This is a genomic window from Metabacillus sp. YM-086, from assembly GCF_048059995.1.
GTDB lineage: Bacteria > Bacillota > Bacilli > Bacillales > Bacillaceae > Metabacillus > Metabacillus litoralis_B.
The window spans coordinates 105,236-125,710 of record NZ_JBLUOI010000003.1; the positions used below are offsets into that span (position 1 = coordinate 105,236).

General features: G+C 34.1%; 20 protein-coding genes, 1 pseudogene and 1 riboswitch. Of the genes and pseudogenes, 14 read left to right on the top strand and 7 right to left on the bottom strand.

The features are described from left to right. Nucleotides 1-227: 227 nt before the first annotated feature. Together ACEWK1_RS02415 and ACEWK1_RS02420 are read right to left on the bottom strand one after the other, a co-directional pair. Nucleotides 228-791, bottom strand: coding sequence for a CBO0543 family protein (locus tag ACEWK1_RS02415; RefSeq protein ID WP_416635598.1), 564 nt, complete (start codon nucleotides 789-791; stop codon nucleotides 228-230). A 230-nt stretch (nucleotides 792-1,021) separates the two neighbouring features. After that, nucleotides 1,022-1,258, bottom strand: a complete 237-nt coding sequence (locus tag ACEWK1_RS02420) for a hypothetical protein (protein WP_416635600.1) — start codon at nucleotides 1,256-1,258, stop codon at nucleotides 1,022-1,024. Nucleotides 1,259-1,921: 663 nt separating this feature from the next. Between ACEWK1_RS02420 and bioD the strand changes: the two genes are divergently transcribed. The 3 genes from bioD to ACEWK1_RS02435 are packed head-to-tail and all read left to right on the top strand — an operon-like array spanning nucleotide 1,922 to nucleotide 4,570. Next, on the top strand, nucleotides 1,922-2,608 hold the full coding sequence (gene bioD, locus ACEWK1_RS02425; protein ID WP_212138223.1) for a dethiobiotin synthase: 687 nt from the start codon (nucleotides 1,922-1,924) through the stop codon (nucleotides 2,606-2,608). After that, entirely contained in the window at nucleotides 2,605-3,981 is a 1,377-nt protein-coding gene (gene bioA, locus ACEWK1_RS02430; protein ID WP_416635602.1) for an adenosylmethionine--8-amino-7-oxononanoate transaminase, read from the top strand. The genes bioD and bioA overlap by 4 nt, the downstream gene beginning before the upstream one ends. 1 nt (nucleotide 3,982) lies before the next feature. Further along, the gene (locus ACEWK1_RS02435; protein WP_212138221.1) at nucleotides 3,983-4,570 is read left to right on the top strand and encodes a biotin transporter BioY; all 588 of its coding nucleotides are present in this window, start codon (nucleotides 3,983-3,985) and stop codon (nucleotides 4,568-4,570) included. Nucleotides 4,571-4,736: 166 nt separating this feature from the next. Here ACEWK1_RS02435 and ACEWK1_RS02440 read toward each other — a convergent pair whose 3' ends face one another. Then, nucleotides 4,737-5,186 (bottom strand): AraC family transcriptional regulator, encoded by a 450-nt coding sequence (locus ACEWK1_RS02440; RefSeq protein ID WP_212138220.1) that lies wholly within the window; start codon nucleotides 5,184-5,186, stop codon nucleotides 4,737-4,739. 223 nt (nucleotides 5,187-5,409) lie between these two features. Between ACEWK1_RS02440 and ACEWK1_RS02445 the strand changes: the two genes are divergently transcribed. From ACEWK1_RS02445 to ACEWK1_RS02470, 6 genes are all read left to right on the top strand, one after another. After that, nucleotides 5,410-6,114: an SAM-dependent methyltransferase gene (locus ACEWK1_RS02445; protein ID WP_121661996.1), complete on the top strand. Its 705-nt coding sequence runs from the start codon at nucleotides 5,410-5,412 to the stop codon at nucleotides 6,112-6,114. A gap of 223 nt (nucleotides 6,115-6,337) precedes the next feature. Then, complete coding sequence (locus tag ACEWK1_RS02450) at nucleotides 6,338-7,987, top strand: AAA family ATPase (RefSeq protein ID WP_212138219.1); 1,650 nt, start codon at nucleotides 6,338-6,340, stop codon at nucleotides 7,985-7,987. Nucleotides 7,988-8,015: 28 nt separating this feature from the next. Beyond that, the gene (locus ACEWK1_RS02455; RefSeq protein WP_212138218.1) at nucleotides 8,016-8,471 is read left to right on the top strand and encodes a hypothetical protein; all 456 of its coding nucleotides are present in this window, start codon (nucleotides 8,016-8,018) and stop codon (nucleotides 8,469-8,471) included. 4 nt (nucleotides 8,472-8,475) lie between these two features. Then, nucleotides 8,476-8,688, top strand: coding sequence for a DUF2997 domain-containing protein (locus tag ACEWK1_RS02460; protein ID WP_121661993.1), 213 nt, complete (start codon nucleotides 8,476-8,478; stop codon nucleotides 8,686-8,688). Nucleotides 8,689-8,691: 3 nt separating this feature from the next. Beyond that, on the top strand, nucleotides 8,692-9,417 hold the full coding sequence (locus ACEWK1_RS02465) for a ComEA family DNA-binding protein (RefSeq protein ID WP_212138217.1): 726 nt from the start codon (nucleotides 8,692-8,694) through the stop codon (nucleotides 9,415-9,417). Beyond that, complete coding sequence (locus ACEWK1_RS02470) at nucleotides 9,417-10,040, top strand: 4Fe-4S single cluster domain-containing protein (RefSeq protein WP_121661991.1); 624 nt, start codon at nucleotides 9,417-9,419, stop codon at nucleotides 10,038-10,040. Before ACEWK1_RS02465 ends, ACEWK1_RS02470 begins: the two co-directional genes overlap by 1 nt. Before the next feature lie 88 nt (nucleotides 10,041-10,128). On the opposite strand, the gene ACEWK1_RS02475 is transcribed toward ACEWK1_RS02470, so the two are convergent. Continuing rightward, nucleotides 10,129-11,640: a glycine betaine uptake BCCT transporter gene (locus ACEWK1_RS02475; protein WP_212138216.1), complete on the bottom strand. Its 1,512-nt coding sequence runs from the start codon at nucleotides 11,638-11,640 to the stop codon at nucleotides 10,129-10,131. A 221-nt stretch (nucleotides 11,641-11,861) separates the two neighbouring features. Here ACEWK1_RS02475 and ACEWK1_RS02480 point away from each other — a divergent pair, with 221 nt between their 5' ends. Beyond that, entirely contained in the window at nucleotides 11,862-12,479 is a 618-nt protein-coding gene (locus tag ACEWK1_RS02480; protein WP_212138215.1) for an NUDIX hydrolase, read from the top strand. A 789-nt stretch (nucleotides 12,480-13,268) separates the two neighbouring features. Here the strand turns inward: ACEWK1_RS02480 and ACEWK1_RS02485 are convergent. Beyond that, nucleotides 13,269-14,159: an FkbM family methyltransferase gene (locus tag ACEWK1_RS02485; protein WP_416635608.1), complete on the bottom strand. Its 891-nt coding sequence runs from the start codon at nucleotides 14,157-14,159 to the stop codon at nucleotides 13,269-13,271. Nucleotides 14,160-14,477: 318 nt separating this feature from the next. Between ACEWK1_RS02485 and ACEWK1_RS02490 the strand changes: the two genes are divergently transcribed. Beyond that, nucleotides 14,478-14,996, top strand: coding sequence for a sigma-70 family RNA polymerase sigma factor (locus ACEWK1_RS02490; protein ID WP_212138349.1), 519 nt, complete (start codon nucleotides 14,478-14,480; stop codon nucleotides 14,994-14,996). Then, complete coding sequence (locus ACEWK1_RS02495; RefSeq protein WP_212138213.1) at nucleotides 14,989-16,068, top strand: hypothetical protein; 1,080 nt, start codon at nucleotides 14,989-14,991, stop codon at nucleotides 16,066-16,068. Before ACEWK1_RS02490 ends, ACEWK1_RS02495 begins: the two co-directional genes overlap by 8 nt. A gap of 193 nt (nucleotides 16,069-16,261) precedes the next feature. Here the strand turns inward: ACEWK1_RS02495 and ACEWK1_RS02500 are convergent. Together ACEWK1_RS02500 and ACEWK1_RS02505 are read right to left on the bottom strand one after the other, a co-directional pair. After that, nucleotides 16,262-16,457: pseudogene (locus tag ACEWK1_RS02500) on the bottom strand (hypothetical protein). 284 nt (nucleotides 16,458-16,741) lie between these two features. Continuing rightward, nucleotides 16,742-17,926 carry an MFS transporter gene (locus tag ACEWK1_RS02505; RefSeq protein WP_212138212.1) on the bottom strand — a complete coding sequence of 395 codons (1,185 nt, stop codon included), beginning with the start codon at nucleotides 17,924-17,926 and terminating at the stop codon, nucleotides 16,742-16,744. Nucleotides 17,927-17,995: 69 nt separating this feature from the next. Continuing rightward, nucleotides 17,996-18,095: riboswitch (purine riboswitch) on the bottom strand. A gap of 115 nt (nucleotides 18,096-18,210) precedes the next feature. Between ACEWK1_RS02505 and ACEWK1_RS02510 the strand changes: the two genes are divergently transcribed. Together ACEWK1_RS02510 and ACEWK1_RS02515 are read left to right on the top strand one after the other, a co-directional pair. After that, on the top strand, nucleotides 18,211-18,552 hold the full coding sequence (locus ACEWK1_RS02510; protein ID WP_251405394.1) for a n-acetylglutamate synthase: 342 nt from the start codon (nucleotides 18,211-18,213) through the stop codon (nucleotides 18,550-18,552). A gap of 72 nt (nucleotides 18,553-18,624) precedes the next feature. Next, nucleotides 18,625-19,617, top strand: coding sequence for a lipoate--protein ligase (locus ACEWK1_RS02515; RefSeq protein WP_416635611.1), 993 nt, complete (start codon nucleotides 18,625-18,627; stop codon nucleotides 19,615-19,617). The last annotated feature ends 858 nt before the right edge of the window (nucleotides 19,618-20,475 follow it).

The window sequence follows — 20,475 nt, forward strand, 5'->3', positions numbered from 1 at the left end:
CATCAGTAGTATGAACGACAAAAGTGACAGGAAAAGAGTGAGTAATGTCGTTCATCAGTAGTATGAACGACAAAAGTGACAGGAAAAGAGAGAGTAATGTCGTTCATCAGTAGTATGAACGACAAAAGTGACAGGAAAAGAGTGAGTAATGTCGTTCATAGCCGGTATGAACGACAAAAATACATGAAAAGACCAAATACTGTCGTTCATAAAAAAATAAACGCAGCTTATTTTGAGGTCTCTTTATTTAATCTCTTAAAAATATAAGAAATAAATCTCGCCGCTAAAAATAGCAGTAAGTACAAAAGAAATAAGTGAATGTAATTCACGTTTTGATACATTTTAAAAAATCCTGTTTGGACCATTATAGGTTTAATTACAAAAGCAAATATTACAGAAACTAAAACAGAGTACAAATAGAACTTAGTTTTATTTTTCAAAGTAAATTGATAGACGAACAGGTAACAAACCGGCACTAAAGAGGTATCGATTGAAAGGCTGGGTAAGGATGGTATGATTTGATATGGATAATTCCAATACCCCATGTTAATTCCATATAAATCACCAAGACTAATTAAAATGTGAATACTGTAACCGTAAAAGCCGATCTCAAACGCTTTATTTCGGTCAATTTTAAAGTACGTTACTACCAAAGGGAGGAGAAATAGCAATAGTAACAACCAAAATTGCCAAGTAGATGGTCCAGAGTATTCTGTCCAATAGCTATTAAGGAGTTCAGTACTGTGTTTTCGTTCATTTACGATTTGGTCAAATTCACTAATTCTATCCATTGCTTGACCCCCAAGAGGATTTTTGCCCTTATTATAACCAAAGTAAACGATTTATATGAATTACATTACAACCTACCGAATTTTCTTCTAATAAATGTCAACAAAAATAATAACAGTGGCAAAGACACACCAATCATAAAATAGCATAATTGCACGCACTCATTTCGAAACGATATTTGATGCAATCGTTATTGTTTGAACAATAAAAATTATACCGAGTGGATAGAAATTTAGGTAGCCGTTGTTTTAAGTAGGTTGGACTTACCACAACCATTTGCACCAATAATATGATGTGCTTGGAATGACGACACTACCATGTAAAATCGTTTATTTTTCGGTCCAGCTGTGATTCCTTCTATGTGTAGAAACCCAAAAGAACATGATAACCTGATTATTATCATCAGTTCATCATGTTCTTTTGGTAATTGAAAGGAGTTTCCATAATCGAATAGAGTCCTTTCAGTCATGTAAGTCTCCTCTATAATAAACTCCAGCTTAGCTCAACATTCATTTGATAACAAAAATTAAATCTTCCTTTCTTGCTAATGTTATTTCGTACGTTTTTGAATGTTGTAGCTCACAAAGTCCATTATCATGGTCATAAAAAAAGAAATAAATTTCACCTTTATAAATTACTTTTGATCCTAATTTCAATAGTATCTTCCTTAAAAATATGTGACATATTTGATTTGAATTTTCCACGTTTTTTACTTAATAGTTTTGAAGGATTATAAAAAATGGACCCTTTTTCCATTTTTAATATGTTTTTTATTTACCCTTTTTTAAATCTTTTAAACCTGTCTTATTTCGTAGTTCACAAGAATAGAGAAGGAGTCGTCTTTAAGAGAGGTTTTAATAAAAGGGTAATCAGTTTACACCGTTCGTTCGCTGAAACAACCTATCTATTGAAAAAAGAATTGGGGTAATGGAGATAGTGGATACATCGTAGTGTGGGGAATGAGTGGTTAACATACTAAATGTGATGATGAATACTGTAGTTCTGAGTTAGAAGAATAGGTTATTTATTACTATAAGGGATTATTTTCCTAAAACTTAAAATAGGTATTCCAAAAAACTCTAAATATATGTTAACCTAAAAATATTATAGGTTAACATATGGAGGGGTATCGATGGCAAATCACTTTTGGGTTGTAGGGACTGATACTGACGTTGGAAAAACAGTTGTAACTACTTTTTTATTACGATATTTTCAAAAAAAGGGGAAAACACTAGCTTACAAGCCTGTTCAAACAGGCCTTGTTCAGGAAAAATCCCGTTCATATTATGCTGACACTGAATTCTATCAAACTTACAGCAGGGTTCCCCTAGTAAAAGAACATTTAAATACATATTCTTTTAAAGAGCCGGCTTCTCCTCATTATGCAGCAAGGCTCGAGAATGCACTTATTGATGAGGGTGTCATATTACAACATATTGATAAAATGAAAGCTCTTTATCAGTATGTTATTTGTGAAGGAGCAGGTGGCTTATTTGTTCCGATAAATGAAAACTTTCATTTTCTCAAACTCATTGAAGAATCGCGGTTACCCGTTATATTAGTTGCGAGAAGCTCGTTAGGTACAATCAATCATACGTTACTTTCTATCGAGTCACTTACCAATAGAAACATACCAATTAAAGGAGTAATCTTTAACCAGTTTACTAACACCGAACTTGAGATTGAGAATATCCGAACGATTCATAAAATGACGAGTATACCGTCTATGATTATGCCGCAATTAAAAAATCTTACTGACCTTAAAGAATTAGAAATCAACAACATCGATGAACTATTTGAAAGGGTGGCTAGCCTATGAATTCTTCAAACTTACAAAAAAGAGATGTAAATCATATCTGGCACCCATGCTCACAAATGAAGGACTATGAAGAGTTTCCTCCGATTGTGATTAAAAAGGGGGATGGAATTTATTTATACGATGAAAATGGAAAACAGTACATGGATGCGGTTTCATCATGGTGGGTAAATTTATTCGGGCATTCAAATCAAAGAATTAGTCAGGCTTTATCGCAGCAGGCTTTTGAACTTGAACATGTTATTTTTGCAAACTTTACGCATGAACCTGCTATTTTACTTGCTGAAAAATTAGTGAAATACACACCAAAAGGCTTGAACAAAGTCTTTTTTGCTGATAACGGTTCATCAGCCATTGAAGTAGCATTAAAAATGAGCTTTCAGTATCATATGCAAAAAAATAAACCAAATAAAAAACGATTCCTTTCCTTAACAGATGCCTATCATGGAGAAACACTTGGAGCACTTTTAGTAGGAGGGGTGAGCTTGTATAACGAAGTCTTTCAACCTCTTTTACTAAACACAGTCAGAGCACAAGGACCGGATTGTTATCGATGTCCATTTAATCAAACACCAAATCATTGCGACACCCCATGTATCTCGTTTGTTGAAGAGCAGCTAGAGAAGCATGCTGAAGAAATTACAGCGATCATTATAGAGCCTTTAATTCAAGCAGCTGCAGGAATGAAAATGTATCCACCTTCCTATTTAAAAAAATTAAAGGAGTTATGTTTACAATATGATGTTCATTTAATTGCTGATGAAGTAGCAGTTGGATTTGGCCGAACAGGAACTTTGTTTGCTTGTGAACAAGCCGGCATTACACCAGACTTCATGTGTTTATCAAAGGGGTTAACTGGTGGATATTTACCATTATCTGTTGTGATGACCACAGATGATGTGTACGAGGCTTTTTATGATGATTACGCAAGTATGAAAGCTTTTTTACATTCTCACAGCTATACAGGAAATCCATTAGCCTGCAGGGTAGCCCTTGAGGTTTTAAACATCTTTGAGGAAGAAAATATCATTAAGGAAAACCAAGTAAAGAGTATCTATATGCGGGAAAAAGCATCTCAAGAGTTTTCAGATTTACCGTATGTTGGTGAATATAGACAAATTGGTATGGTCGGTGCTATTGAGTTAGTCAGAGATAAGGAGACAAAAGAGCCCTTTCCAAGCAAAGAACGAGTGGGGTATCAAATCTATCGAATTGCTTTAGAGAAAGGCTTGTTATTAAGACCACTTGGAAATGTTCTTTATTTCATGCCGCCATACGTGATCGAGAAAGAAGAAATAGACAAAATGATTCAAGTAGCAAGTGACAGCATACAAAGTTTTTTTGAAAACAGTAGTGTAATGACGAGGTGCTTTTAAAATGAAAAAGAGCTCAACTGTATCATTGGTAACCGTGTCTTTATTTGCTTCACTTTCAGCGATAGGTGCTTTTATCAAGATTCCATTGCCGTATGTTCCGTTCACTCTACAGGTGTTATTTGTCTTTTTAGCTGGTAGTTTGCTAGGCAGTAAAAAAGGATTTCAGAGTCAGTTGATTTATGTAGCGATTGGCTTAGCTGGATTACCTGTTTTTACTCAAGGGGGAGGAATTGGGTATGTATTACAACCCACATTTGGCTATTTAATCGGATTTATGGCAGGTGCTTATGTTGTTGGAGCAATTGTAGAGCGAGTGTCAAACCCTAAAATCTTTCATTTTATTATCGCAAATTTTGCTGGCTTAGCCGTTGTTTATTTTTTTGGTGTCATTTACTTATATATAGCCTTAAATACGTGGATGGGTTTTGAAAGCAGCTTCGCACATGCTGTAATGATTGGTTTTGTCTATAGCATAGCTGGAGATCTTGTTATCGCTATTATTGCAGGATTTCTTGCGGTTCGATTATATAAAGCCTTTCAATCGATGGAACACAGAAAATATCCGATTCAAAAGGAAAGTTCGATGTGATAAATTCGAAATTAGGAACGAAAAAAAATTAGTTGGTCACTATCAGTAAAGCTATCAATCATAGCTTTGCATATACGCTAGCAGGGGGAAATTGATGATTATATCTATAAAAGAAGAACAAGTTGCTATTTCTGATGTAGCAGCTTGTTCTTTTCTTAACAGGAAACTACTGTTTCAAAGGTACACAAATTTCACAATAAGGATTAGAGGTCATATCACCTACATATCTCTCCATAATTGGTTTGTTGTCAAATTGATATCCATTGCTTTGTAGGGATGAAAATATCTCCTTATATGCTTTTTGAATTTCTTCTGTGGTATGTTCCACTTTGTAAACGAGGTATCTTCCACCCGGTAGTTCATTTTCCATAATTGTATCATCTAGTTGAAATTCCTCTGAAACCACAATGCAAGCATCAAATCTACAGTTCTCAGGAAGTGTTGTTTCAGGGTTATCTTGTGGAATGGCAAAAATTGTTGCCGAATCAAGAAGTTTTTTCTCTTTAGCCCATGCTTTTAATTTCTCCATCACTTCATGATTTGCAGATCCATATGGTCCAACTCGTCGAAGATAAGCTACTCGATATGTTGGAAGTGTTTCGATTTTACTTTTCATAAACGTTTTCTTCCCTTCGTAATTTATTTGGTACATTTTTACAGTAATATGATATAAAATATTATTCAATTGAATTTTTAAAATTATTTAAGAATTACAAAAAATGTAAAATAATAGAAAAACTTTGTCAAACAAATGAGGATAATTTTGAAGTTAAAAAAGGTTAACATTTCCAATTGATCGTGTTAATATAACACTAATCTTTGACAAGAGGTGAGTATAGTTGAGTAAAGTTGAGCAGAGTACAAAATTAGATTTAGAGCGTATTATTTTTATTGGAAGAACCTTTGAAGAGTATTTGGATATGTTTTCTCTTTCAGAAGAAGAGCTTAAAGGAAAGAAAATACTCGATTGTCCAGCAGGGGCTTGTTCATTTACTGCAGGAGGTAACAAAGCTGGTTTAGACGTTACAGCCTGTGATATTGCGTATGATCATTCCTTTGAAGACCTTAAAAATAAAGGCCTACAAGATGTTGAACATGCAATGGAAAGTATCCAAAAAGCGAAAAATAAGTTTAAATGGAATTATTTTAAGAGTATAGAACAGCTTAGAAACCATCGTATTAGAGCTCTACAAGATTGTGCTCTTGATATGAGTAAATCGGAGGAAAGATATATTCCTGCTACTTTACCTTCGTTGCCATTTGATACAGAACAATTTGATATGACACTTTCTGCTCATTTTCTATTTATGTATGGAGACCGCTTAGGGTATCAGTTCCACATCGAAACACTAAATGAGTTACTAAGGGTAACAAGAGAGGAAGTTCGTATTTTCCCTTTAGTTGATTTAGAAGGGAAAAGATATGAGCATTTAGAAAAGATAAAAGAGTACTTAGCTATGAATGGCTGTAGGGTTGAAGAAGTGAATGTTTCATATGAATTTATGACAAATGCGAATGCGATGTTAATAATCAAAAAGGGTTAATAAAGACAGGACAACGTGATAAACGTTGTCTTTTTTAATTTGCTTCAAATTTTTTGTAGAAGAACACTTTGTTTTATCCAAATTAGTAGATTAAAAAGACTAGAAAAAATATGTATCTATTTTAAAGATGGTCTTTTTTTACAGTATTTTATATAATATTATTGGAAGATTAGAGAAAAAGGAACTAGTTATTTAGCAGCGAATAGTGGGAGGATTCATCGTAGTGAAAAAAACGGATAAAAAGAGATTAATAGCCAATTTATTCAAAGCGCGTTTTCCTTTTCTGTATTTATCAACATGGGAAGAGGACAGGGCGCTTTCGTTAATTCATTCAATTGCTTCTGATCGGGAATTAATTAAAACGCAGAGAAAAGTCATTACGTGGAAAGTAACAAAAGGGTTTTCTGGGGAGGAAGAAACTCAAAAAGCAGATACTAAATCTGCACTAAAGGCATTGGAATATATCGAGAATTATTCAGAACCAGCTATATTTGTTTTACAAGACTTTCATATTTATTTTGGAGACGAAGGACGTCTTCCAGATTATCAAATCATACGTAAGTTAAGAGATATATGCTCGAGTTTAAAACAGAGTCCTAATCCCAAAAACGTTGTTTTTCTTTCTCCTGTATTAAGGTTGCCACTTGATCTTGAAAAAGATATTACAATTGTTGACTTTGACTTACCTACTTTTAAAGAAATTAAGCAAAGTTTGGATGAAATGATTGAAGTGAATAAAACGAGTGGACGTATTGAAATTAATTTAAATGATGACGAAAAAGAAAAATTGGTAAAAGCAGCATTGGGACTTACATTATCTGAGGCTGAAAATGCTTTTGCTAGAGCGATGGTAGAAGATGGAAAGCTATCAATTGATGATGTAGATGTTATTTTGGAAGAAAAAGAGCAGATAATTAAAAAAACGGGCATTCTTGAATTTGTTAATAGCAGTTTAGACATGAAAGACGTTGGAGGACTTGAAAATTTAAAGCGGTGGCTTCGAAAGAGAAATAAATCTTGGATGGAGTCCGCACAAATTTATGGCTTGCCTTCTCCAAAAGGTGTGCTGATTACAGGTGTACCTGGGTGTGGAAAGAGTTTAATTAGTAAATCCATTAGTGAAATGTGGCAACTTCCGCTGTTAAGACTAGATATTGGAAAAATATTTAGCGGCATTGTTGGAAGTAGTGAAGAGAATATGCGAAAAGCTATAAAAACTGCTGAGGCAATTGCGCCTTCTATTTTATGGATTGATGAGATCGAAAAAGGTTTCAGTGGATTAAGTTCATCTGGGGATAGTGGAACGACTTCCCGTATTTTTGGTCATTTTTTAACATGGATGCAAGAAAAGGAAAAGCCTGTATTCGTCATCGCAACAGCTAATAATATTGCGAGCTTGCCACCAGAAATGCTACGTAAAGGAAGATTTGATGAAATTTTCTTCGTAGATTTGCCAACTCATCGAGAGAGAGTTGAGATTTTTAGATTGCACTTGAAAAAAAGATTAAAGGAACCAACTGTTTCTGGTAACTTTGAAATAACTGAAGAGACTTTGAATCAACTTGCAGAATTAACTGAGGGGTTTGTTGGTGCAGAGATTGAACAAGTCGTGATTAATGGTCTATTTGAAGCATTTTACGATGAAAGAAGTGTTGTTTTTGCTGATTTTGAAAAAACATCTAAGCAAATTGTCCCATTATCAGTTACCCAGGCAGAGCAAATTAAAAGAATCCGTGATTGGGCTAATGTAAGAGCAGTAGCCGCAACACCACAGGAAGATCGAGCAGAATACCAGGAAAATGACGAGAGTGTTACTATTAACGATAATCATGATATTAAAAAATCACGTGGTGGACGCACGATTGACTTTTAATAAGTTCAAATGAAAGGTAGATGGTAAGGTGAGTATCGAATTAGTACTCATACCTGTAGGAATTGCTGTTGCCCAATCTGTCGGTTCTATGATTGAAAAACACAAGCAAGGTGGGAATACATATAAAATCCAAACAGTTATGAAACGTCAACATTTATTACAGAAGGCCATTGAACAATATGGGTGCAATGTACATGAAATAAATCAACAAAACTATCAAACTGAGATAGGAGATATTAAGATTTATTTTCAACAAAACGAACACGATATTTTTGAAGCTGTATTTGATGAAAGTGTAGAACAACAAGATGCGCTGGAATTTCTCGAAAACTTACACTCAGAATATAAGTACTTGATTCAGCAAGAAACATACAAGAAACTAATACAGCAAGCTAGTCAAAAAGGGTTAGAGCTAGAATCAGAAGAAATTCAGCAAGATCGCTCAATCTTACTAACCTTTAATGTAAACACAATTGGTAGGTGAGAATATGGAAGATAAACAGATTAAAATAAAAATAACTGAAGATGGCAATATCTTTGCAGAGACAGTTGGAATTAAAGGGAAAGAATGTCTTCAATATATTGAACTTCTTGAAGAATTACTTGATGCAGAATCAATTGATTCAGGTTTTACTCAGGAATACTATGAAGCTGATATACAAACAATTTACCAAAATAAGCAGATTTTAAAGGGGGAATAATGGATGGCTCAAATTACCGAAAAAGGGAAAGGGTGGGAATTTAGACACTCAATCTGGATGTTATGGGCAATCCTAACGTTTGGAGCATTGAACTATATTTCATTCTATTATATTTCTTATAAAGTAAAACAGAGAAAATGGTTTATTGCGGGCATTATTTATTCAATTTTATTTATATTAGTTATGGTTGTATCAGAATCGTTTCCAACTGAACATTGGGTTTATGATGTAACATTAGGTGCTTATCTATTAGGATGGATTGCTTCCATTGTTCATGTATTTAAAATAAGACCAGAGTATTTATTAAGACTTGAAGCAAAAATCTCCTCTGGGCATAAAGCAAAAGAAATTGAATCCCTTAAACAAAAAATTGCACAAGAATATGGGACAACAACAGCTAGTGAAAAAAGGGACAACACAAATTCTACTGTTCTTCATGAACAACAAAAAATGGTAAATAAAGAAACTTCCTCAGAAATTCAAATTGTAGATATTAACACTGCGTCTGAACAAGAAATTGCAAAAGTACCTGGAATAGGCACTATTTATGCTAAAAAAGTAGTATTGGTAAGAAGCCAAGAAAACGGATTTCAATCATTTGATCATTTTGTTGAAGTTCTATCAGTTAAACCACATCTTATTGAAAAAATAAAACCACACTTGAAGTTTCCCGAAACCCATAGTATACAACCAGCAAAAAAATCAGAAGGTAGAATAGTTGATTTCTAATGAAACTAATCATTCACCGTTTTTTGCCATTAACAACTGTCGAGGGACCAGGAAAAAGGTTTTGTTTATGGGTACAAGGCTGTTCTATCCATTGTGAAGGATGTGGCGTTCCTTGGACATGGTCTAAGAAGAACGGGACAACAATAACTGTTGAAGAACTTTTTCTGGAAATTAAGAAAAGTAAACTAGAAAATAATATTGAGGGTGTAACATTTCTTGGTGGGGAACCTTTTGATCAGGCGGAACCACTAGGAAAGCTTGCACAAAAGGTAAAGGAACTAGGGTTAACGGTGATGACGTTTTCGGGTTACCTATATGAAAATCTACAAATAAGGAAAGAATGCCAAGACTTGCTTACCTCAACAGATTTATTGATTGACGGACCATTTATAAAGGATCAGTTAGATTTAAGTCGTCCATGGGTAGGTTCGTCCAATCAAAGGTATCACTTCTTAACAACTTCCTATAAACATCTTGAAGATCAATTACACACAATAGAAAATAAAATTGAAGTTCGTATAAGTAACGATGGATTTGTTTCTATAAATGGAATGGCAACACAGCAAACACTAAATGAGTTATTTAACCGGAATGAGTTTAAAAATATTAAGGTAACGAAATAAAGAATTTGATTTTAAAGCATAAATGTATGCTTAACCCATATAAAAAAAATACAAACGACATAGCAGCAGATACTATGTCGTTTGTTAGTTAAGCCTTCCTCTTTTTTATCCTACCTATACCAAGCTGTTTCGCTTCTTCACTTAAAGCCTTCAATAAGCTGATGGCCATCAAAGCGATAATAATTGAAAATGGTAAAGCAGCGATGATCATCATATTTTGTAATGCTTGAAGACCTCCTGTATATAAAAGCGCAAGTGCAATGGCAGAAAGTAAGATTCCCCATGTAAATTTCACCTTTTTTCCAGGTGAGTGTGAACCATTTGTTGTCATCATTCCTAGCACATACGTCCCTGAATCGGCAGAAGTAATGAAAAATGACCCAATAAGCACCATGGCTGTAAAGGATGTAACTAGTGAAAATGGATAATTAGAAAAAACTCCAAATAACGATTCTTCGGCAGATAAACTCGATATTTGTGCAATTCCATTATGTTCAAGTGCAATAGCAGATCCTCCAAAAACTGAGAACCAGACAAAAACAATGATTGTAGGTACTAGCAGTACATAGAAAACAAATTCCCTAATACTCCTTCCTCTTGAAACTCGGGCAATAAAGACTCCTACAAAAGGTGACCATGCAATCCACCAGGACCAATAAAAAATGGTCCACCCATTAATCCATCCACGAATATCCTCGTTTAATGGGGCAATTCTAAAGCTCATTTGTGGTAATGTTTGAATATAGGTCCCAATCGTATCAGTAAGCAAGTTCAAGATAAATAACGTTGGACCGAAGATAAACATGAGTAGCAATAGAGTAGCAGCTAAAATCATATTTGTATTACTTAATATCTTGATTCCCTTACCTAAACCAGACATTGCAGAAACTAAAAAGAGAACCGTAACAATAGCAATAATTAAAAATTGTACCCCAACCGTTTTAGGTACTTGAAAAAGATAAGCCAAGCCACCATTAATTTGTACCGCTCCGAATCCAAGTGAGGCCGCCACACCAAGAACAGTTGCCAAGACAGCAAAGGTGTCAATAGCTTTTCCTGTTTTACCGTTTACCTTATCACCGAAAATGGGCTCTAAAGTTGCACTTATTAAACTCAATTTCTTGTGTCTAAAATGAAAATAAGCAATGGATAGAGCAACTATGGCATATATGCTCCAAGCATGGATACCCCAATGAAAAAAAGTAAAACGAAGAGCATCTTTAATGGCTTGATTTGTCCCAACTTCACCAGTAGGAGAACTTATCGCATAATGGCTAATGGGTTCTGATGTTCCATAAAACACAAGCCCGATCCCCATACCGGCACTAAACAACATGGCAATCCAGGTGGGAGTAGAAAACTCAGGCTTTTCATCTTGGTTACCAAGCTTAATTCGTCCAACTGGTGAAATAAGTAAATATAGACAGATAACAAGAACGATCGTGACTAGTATTAGGTAATACCATCCAAATGCATCAGAAAAGAAACCCTGAATATTCGACGTAATTTGTTCTAATTGATTAGGAATAATAACACCAGCAATAACAACCAAAGAAAGAACAACTAGAGAAATGTAAAATACGATATAACGTTGCTTCATCAAAGTACCCTCCCACATGTGTTAACGACATCTTCTAGTATCTACCTTTTTCCCTTGTTTAATGTAGGAATGATCTAAATATTGGACACAAAAAGATAAAGCTCCTAAGCTTTATGAGTAATAGGGTGAGTAAAAGAGTGGTTCACTCATAAGGAATTCGTCCTTGTAATGAAAGGATAATTACCGTCACATGAAGAATTACTTCAGTTGGAGGTGGTTTTATGGAACCCAAATGGCTCGAATGGGCTAAACAGCTACAAGCAATATCACAGGCAGGTTTAACATATTCAAAAGATATTTATGACTTAGAGAGGTTTGAATTAATAAGAAAAATCAGCATTGAAATCCTGTCACAGCATACTGATGTGGATCAAGAGATGATAAAACACCTATTTGCTAATGAAACAGGTTATGCTACTCCCAAAGTAGACATAAGAGGTGTTGTTTTCAAAGATCATAAAATTTTAATGGTAAAAGAAAATACAGATGGAGGTTGGTCATTACCAGGTGGTTGGGGTGATATAGGCTTATCACCAAGCGAGGTTGTCGTAAAAGAAGTAAAAGAAGAATCTGGATTTGATGTGAAAGCAGTCAAGCTAATTGGTATTCTCGATAAGAAATGTCACCCACATCCTCCATCACCATATCACGTCTATAAAATCCTCATACTATGTGAAATCATTGGTGGACAAGCAAAAGAAGGAATAGAAACAAGTGCTGTGGACTTTTTTGCTGAGGATCAACTGCCTCAACTTTCGGAGGAACGAATCACAAAATCACAAATTCAATTGGCCTTTAAACATCTGTATCATTCACAAGAACCTGTTACTTTTGATTGAGACCTTACCATAAAGATTAAGTACAAGCCTACAAAAAACAGGGATATAAGGTGGAAAAATAGGGGAAACCTGTGTTGTAGGTTTTCCTTTTTATCTTTTATTACGAGTAATTAGTAATGGAGATAATCAGGATTTGCACTAACTTCAATTTCAACCTACATAATTTACATCATTTGGAATAAATTATTAATGACTAAATGAACTTGACAATCATAAATTTTGAGCTTAGGTCGATTAAGAAAATTGTAGAATTTTGTAGAATCGAAGATAAACTCCTAAAAATCGTAGATAAAACTCTATAATCGAAGATAAACGCTTCAGAATCGAAGATAAAACACCAGAAATCGTAGATAAACCAAGTCAAACAGTAATAGCTTGTGCTTTTTTTACCATTAAAATGTAATTGCGTGGCAATTTTTAGTAAAAAGAATTGGGAAATCCAAAATCAAGCTATATATTGGACTATTTTTTTCAATAGCTGGCATTCTCGACATCATTTCAGCAATCTTACATTACAAACCGGAAACCCATAGAAAAGAGTGGCAGAAAGATGATTGAATTAACCATGACAAGTTTTACTCTTGGGTACTATGGGACATCAAGCTCCTTCATAAACTCTTAAACAAGTCCTTTATCTTAACCAAGGTGTTATTCATACTTATTGGCATTCTGATTCTTGCCATTGGTTTGTTAGGTTTATGGATTTATTTTGGATAGGGGCCGCCAACTAAAAAAACACCCAAACACAAGGATTTAACTTGTCTCGGGTGTTTACATGTCTTTCTTACCTTACCTCATTAATACCAAATCTGTATGATACTCTTTTGTCCCCAACATGTCCTTAAAATTTTCAATTAAAACTCTATCCATCTTTATCAACTGATCTTCACTGGTATAATAATAAATCTCAAAATGCTTCTCTAAAAATAATAAAAAATCCTCAATATCTGTGCCTGACTTTCGAATATAGTGGCTATCGAATTCGATAAACCCAAGACAGGATTTGCTTTCTTGTATAAGGCGTTCCATGCCATTTAACACAAATGCTTCAAAGCCTTCAACATCTACTTTAAATAATACACGTTCCTGAGGTAGTTCTTGATCAGTGAATAGGGAGTCAACCTTTATTGAGTCGATCGTTTGTCTTTCAATGGCTTTATGCATTTTCGTTGTTACACCTGAAGATGTTCCTGACCACATCGAATTAACATAAAAGGATTGTTTTGGTTTTGTTTGATCTGAAGCAAGTGCATGAATGATCTTTATTTGCTTCTTGTTTTTATGCTCATCCCTAGAACACTCAATAAAGGGAATTAACCTCTCGTTTGCTTCAAATCCATATATTTTCACTTCTTTATCATAATTTGTTGAGAAAATACACTCTCCATAATTAACTCCAACATCTAACACAATGGTTGGTTTGAAATTCATCACAGCTTCTTTCCAAAAGCTAGTTAATCTAGTTTGAGTTTCACCGTTTTTTAATAATAACGCTCGTCCTCTATTTTCAGCGGAATTAATATACAACGAATTTTCCGTGCTTAAAGCAATTTTATTGGGAATTCGATCTCGATGAATGGTTTTGTATTTGATCAAAAGCCCAACATTGATTAAATATTTCCACGTTTTTGGGTACTTATCTAAGAACTTCATAAATAATGGCTTTGGCAACAATTCCACAACATGATCCTCCCTAAATTCATCTAATCAGCTATTCTCTTAATCATATAAAATGAATTTTAATGTATTGTAAATTAGTCTTTAAATTTTATTAAGATTAAGTAGAAAAGGGACATTTTATGCGGCTTTTTGTCTTAGTAAAACAAATTTGATACGTATAACTTTTGACTCCAGTCATTATTCCAATAGTGCATAATGAAAAAGGTTCTTACTTTAAAATTAAAAGGATTCTCAAAAATATTCTCAAAAAGTTAAGCCAAATCACATTTTAATGTGTCTAATAGATATACGAAATAAAAGGAAAGAGGATGAATCTTGATGATTAGGTTGGTTCACAAGGCTCAAAAGGGTAATGATAAAGCGTTTTTAAAGCTTTTTCAGCAATATGAAGAAGATATTTACCGAATGGCCTATGTATATGTAAAAAATGAGAGTGATGCTTTGGATGTTGTGCAGGAAGTTGCTTATCGATCATTCAAAAAGATCAACACTCTGAAAAGTCCAGAGTACTTCAAAACATGGTTAATACGCATTGCTATAACTTGTTCATTGGATTTAATGCGTAAAAATAAAAAGGTAGTTTACTTGAAACCTGAGTATCAAGAAAGGATTGGGTTAGAGGAAGAAGATGTTCCGCTTTCGATCACATTGGAGGAATTACTAGAGCAGCTGAATGAGCATGAAAGAAGTATTGTGTTGCTTAAGTTTTATGAAGGATATTCGTTTAAAGAAATTGCAGAGCTCGTAGACATGCCATTAGGTTCGGTGAAATCTGTACTATATCGTGCACTTGCAAAACTTCGTAAAGAATTCAAGGAGGCTGACTTTTATGAGTAATATCGAGCATGAGATCGAAAAAATAAAGATTCCAAAGAACTTACATGAACGAACTAAGCTTGGTGTAAAACAAGTGAAGCAAGAGCAAAAAGGGAAAAGTAATAATATCGTAAAGCGTTCATTAGCTGCAGCAGCAATTTTAATAGGAATAGCGGGATTATCATTTACACATGTAGGAGCAGCCGTTAAAGAGGCTTATGATAAAATTTTTGAAAGTGAAAAAATTGATGATCCAGGGTTAAAAGCAGTACTAAAGGATGGACACGGCCAAGCCATTACTCAAACATACTTTGATAAGAAACATGATATAACGGTTCATTTTGAAAATGTAATAACAGATAACAAAGAAACAAAGCTTTTAGTAACATTTGAAAGTGACACAAAAAATTTAAAAAACTATGCGATTGATCTTTTTGAAGGCTTTAGTAAAATGTATGTCGTTACAGCTGGTGGAGAAAGAAAGGAACTAGATAATATCGGATGGGGAAGCAGGCATTATGATAAAAAAGAAAACAAAGTAATTACTGCTTTATCATTTGATTCAATCAAAGAATATGAAGGTCAAGCCATTCGTTTAGAAATAGAAAACATCACAATCTGGTCCTATCAAAAGACGGAAAAGATGAAAACAGTATGGCCAGTCGCCTTCACACTTGATAAATCGTATATATCAGATGTTGAAACGGTTGCCCTAAACAAAGAATTCTCGTATAAAAATGAAACATACACCATTCAGAAAGTTGAATACTCTGAACTAGAAACAAGATTAGTTATTACTGGAACTGACATGATTTATATAGATCAATTTGGTGATAAATATCAAATGAAGAGTAAACTTGAGCATCAATTCTTAAACGCAAGGCAAATCAATCGAGGCTCTGGATATACGGTTGCTGAAGGAAAATCAGGTGTTTTCTTGCGTGCATCAGGTGAAAGAATTGATCCGAACTTTAGTAAGGGAGAAGTAGACAGCGAATTTGGTACCTTTTACATGATCTTTGCACCAGTTGAAGATCGCTCAAATGTGATGCTGGAGATTGGGGAAGATTTGAAAGTTTCTTTAAATAAATAAACTAAAACTATTAAATAAGCGTTGATTCAAGGGATTAACGTTTATTTTAGTGGAGTTTTAAGAAATATGGTTTATAGAATAATAATTTCTATTTCTAGCTACCCTAATTCTTCATCAAATAACTTAGTATAAGGATATTTTCATTTAATCCGTCTCACTCACATCATTGATCTCTACGAATATGAATAACGCATTATTCATTTGATGTATGATACACAATGTTTCCATGCTCTGCTTTGAAAAACTCTTTGTTAGCATCTTGATCTGGAATTGAACGAATAGGTGCAACCTCGTCTACAATCTTTTTAACTATCTTTTTCATGAAAATTAAGGATTGATACTAAAACAAATTGATTAGGAAATAAATCTCTAACTTCCTGCCACTTCATATTTCATCACTCCTTTTTTCTTTATTATAATCGATGACGAATTATTGGTCATCTATCTAAATTTAAATAATGACTCATATATTTTATTAAATTGACTAACTCTTAATCGAATAATTTAATTATGATAAATCTTTGAGGAATTAATTATGAAATCACAAAAAGGTGAATGCAAAATTCATCATTTCAAAGGAAGAAAATACGAGGAGGATCATAGTTCCATTGTTTAACTATATCAAACCAGCAGGTGCACTCTTTCAAAGAATGCACCCTTACTGATTATGAAATCACTTTTGAGCAGTAGAAAAAGCCATAGATTGTTCTCTATTTATCGTGTTTCTTGTTAAAGAAAAAACAGCACAAAGTAAGGAAATCAAGACAATGCCTCCACCAAACCATGCAGTATGAGCAACAGTACCAGAATAACTTAACACCCCTCCACCAAATGCTGAGCCAAGTGAAATACCGACTTGTAAGGCAGAGTTATTAAAGCTTTGCTGTATGTCAGATGTCGCTGGATCAGTTTGAATCAAGTAACTTTGTTGTGGTGGTGCTAAACTCCAGCTTAGAGCTGCCCAAATCATCATAACTGGTATGAAAAGGACAAGTGAAAAAGTAGAAAAAGGTAGGACAAATAAGATAATGGCAAATGAACTAATAACAACGATGATGCTTTTACTAGCTCCGATTGAATCCGAAAGAATCCCTCCGAATGCACCACCACTGACTGCTGCAATACCAAATAATAGATAGCAAATACTAATCCAACCATAATCCAGGTGAAGCTCTGTTTCTAAAAATGGCGTAAAATAGGCATAAAGAGTATAGTGTCCTGCTAGCATAAACATGGTAGCAAGATGTGCACTCCCAATCTTCAAGCTGGCTACTGCTTTTAATTGCTGTGATAATGGGATGCTGCTTTCACCAGGAATTCGCTCTAGAAAGAGTGAGATAAGAATAATTGATCCTATTGATAAAACAGCAATAGCTAGGAAAATAAAACGCCAGCCAAATGTGTTGGATATCATAATTCCAAGTGGCACACCCATAACAAGTGATGAGCTAATCCCCATATAAATCAGTCCTAAGGCTTTTGCTCGATGTGTTGGTGCAACAATTTTAGCCGCAATCGTTAAGGAAAGCACAACAATAAGCGCTGTACTCATGGCCGTTAGAACCCTAGCGACCATCATAAACGTAAAGCTATAACTAAAATAGGTCATCATATTACCTATAAAGAAAACAAATAATGATGCAAGATATACCTTTTTTCGCTCCATTTTACTCGTAATCACAAGTAAAACAGGGCCTGAAACAGCATAAATGAGGGCAAAAACAGTAATAAGTTGACCAGCACTACTTAACGATATATTAAAATCGTTCGCGATCGTTGGCAGTATTCCACCTACAATTAATTCAACTAAGCCAACCGCAATCGTTGATAAAGCAAGAATAAACACTCTGAAATTCATCGTTTATTGACCGTCCTTTCCAAATTTGAGTAAGTTTCAGAAAAATAAAAAAATCCTGATTACAGAAAACGAAAAAATTCATTTTTCTGTAATCAGGATTTTAAGGTTCCTGGTAGAGACCCTCAAGCCATATTCTTGAGGTTATACAGTTATATTAAATTTAGTTCTTAAACCACTTTGATGAGTTTACTAGATTATCTAATATTTTTCAAGTCTTAAAAAACACGTTACTTTAAATGTGCTAGTATAATCATAGAAAATAAAATGGTAAGGAGTGGGATAGATTGATCAATTATCATGGTAAAAAATTTGTTTCGGTTAACAATACTGCTAACGGTGAGGTGTCTTCAGAAACTTTTTTTAACTATAAACAAGACGGAAAGATCATTTCAGCTTCCTATCAAGGTGGGGAAATTGTAAAAGGAACACTCATTGGGATAGTCAATGATAATGGAAGCTTAGAATTTAGATATAACCACGTTAATGTTCATAATGAACTTAGAGGTGGCATGTGTAAGTCAACTCCAGAAATCTTAGCTGATGGAAGAATTAGGTTACACGAGAGATGGAAATGGACCGATGTCGATCAAAGTGAGGGAGAATCTATTATTGAAGAGGTTTTATAATTAAGTTAAAAGTTGCGTCTCACTATTAAAGTATACGATACTAGTAGGAAATGAAGCTAAGGAGGAAAGTTCATGCTTTTTATTGATATTAAAGGAATAACAGACCCAAGAATAAATCTAGCAATTGAAGAATACGCAGTAAAACATTTAGATCCAAACGAAACCTATCTGTTGTTCTACATAAATGAACCATCGATTATTATCGGGAAAAATCAAAATACAATCGAGGAAATTAATACTTCTTATGTTGAAGAAAACAATATCCATGTGGTTAGAAGGCTGTCAGGTGGTGGAGCCGTTTACCATGACGAAGGGAATCTGAATTTTAGTTTTATTACGAAGGATGATGGAGACAGTTTTCATAACTTCAAAAAGTTCACTGAGCCTGTTGTACAAGCACTTGAAAAGCTTGGAGTAAAAGCAGAATTGAGCGGAAGAAACGATATCATTGCTAGTGACGGTCGCAAGATTTCCGGTAATGCTCAATTTTCAACAAAAGGAAGAATGTTTTCTCACGGGACATTGTTATTTGATTCAGAAATTGATAGCGTTGTGGCTGCATTAAAAGTGAGGAAAGATAAAATAGAATCAAAAGGCATCAAATCAATTAGAAGTCGAGTTGCCAATATTAGCGAATATCTAAACGAACAGATTACAATTGAACAATTTAGAGAGCTTTTACTGCGCTATATATTTGACGGAACTAATTCAATACCAACCTATGATCTCAATGAAGAAGACTGGAAAAAGATTAACGAAATATCAAAAGAGCGTTATCAAAACTGGGATTGGAATTACGGAAAATCACCGAAATTTAACTACCAGCACTCACACAGATTTCCAGTCGGACAAATTGATTTACGCCTTGAAGTTCAAAAGGGCATCGTGAAAAATTGCAAAATCTATGGAGACTTTTTCGGCGCAGGAGATGTTGAAGAAGTGGAGAATGCCCTAATTGGTGCACGTTATGAAAAAGAAGCAATTGAAAAAGTAATTGAACATATCGATGTAAAAAAATACTTTGGAAATATTGAAAGTGCTGATTTGGTTAGTTTATTTTATTAACATGAATGAACACGCTAAAAATGGAATACGAAATGACCATCAAAATGTACATTGTTTTGATGGTTTTTTGTTTATTTGGAGGATTTTATCTTTACGAATGCTTTTCACACTTTTTACCTTAAAAATGATATGAAAGTGGGGAAATATTGAAATTTTTGTTGGTATTAGTGTGAAATTTAACCATTTATTGGAATTCACGCATGATATTAAACTGCCTATCTGATAAAAAGCATACGCATTCCTTATTTACGAATGCTTTTCGCACTTTTCAACTTAAAAAAGATACGCAAGTGGGACAATATTGAAATTTCCAGTAAGAATTTAACCATTTATTGGAATTCACGCATGATATTAAACTGCTTATCTGATAAAAAGCATACGCATTCCTTATTTACGAATGCTTTTCTTACATTTTAACTTAAAAAAGATACGGTAGTGGAAGAATATAGAAATTTACACTAGTTTCAGTATGGATTTAACCATTTATTGGAACTTGCGCATGATATTAAACTGCTTATCTGATAAAAAGCATACGCATTCCTAATTTACGAATGCTTTTCTTACTTTTTACCTTAAAAAAGATACGGTAGTGGAAGAATATTGAAATTTACGCTAGTTTCAGTATTGATTTAACCATTTATTGGAACTTGCGCATGATATTAAACTGCCTATCTCTTAAAAAGCATACGCATTCCTTATTTACGAATGCTTTTCTTACTTTTTAACTTAAAAAAGATACGGTAGTGGAAGAATATTGAAGTTTACGCTAGTTTTAGTATGGATTTAACCATTTATTGGAACTTGCGCATGATATTAAACTGCCTATCTCTTAAAAAGCATACGCATTCCTTATTTACG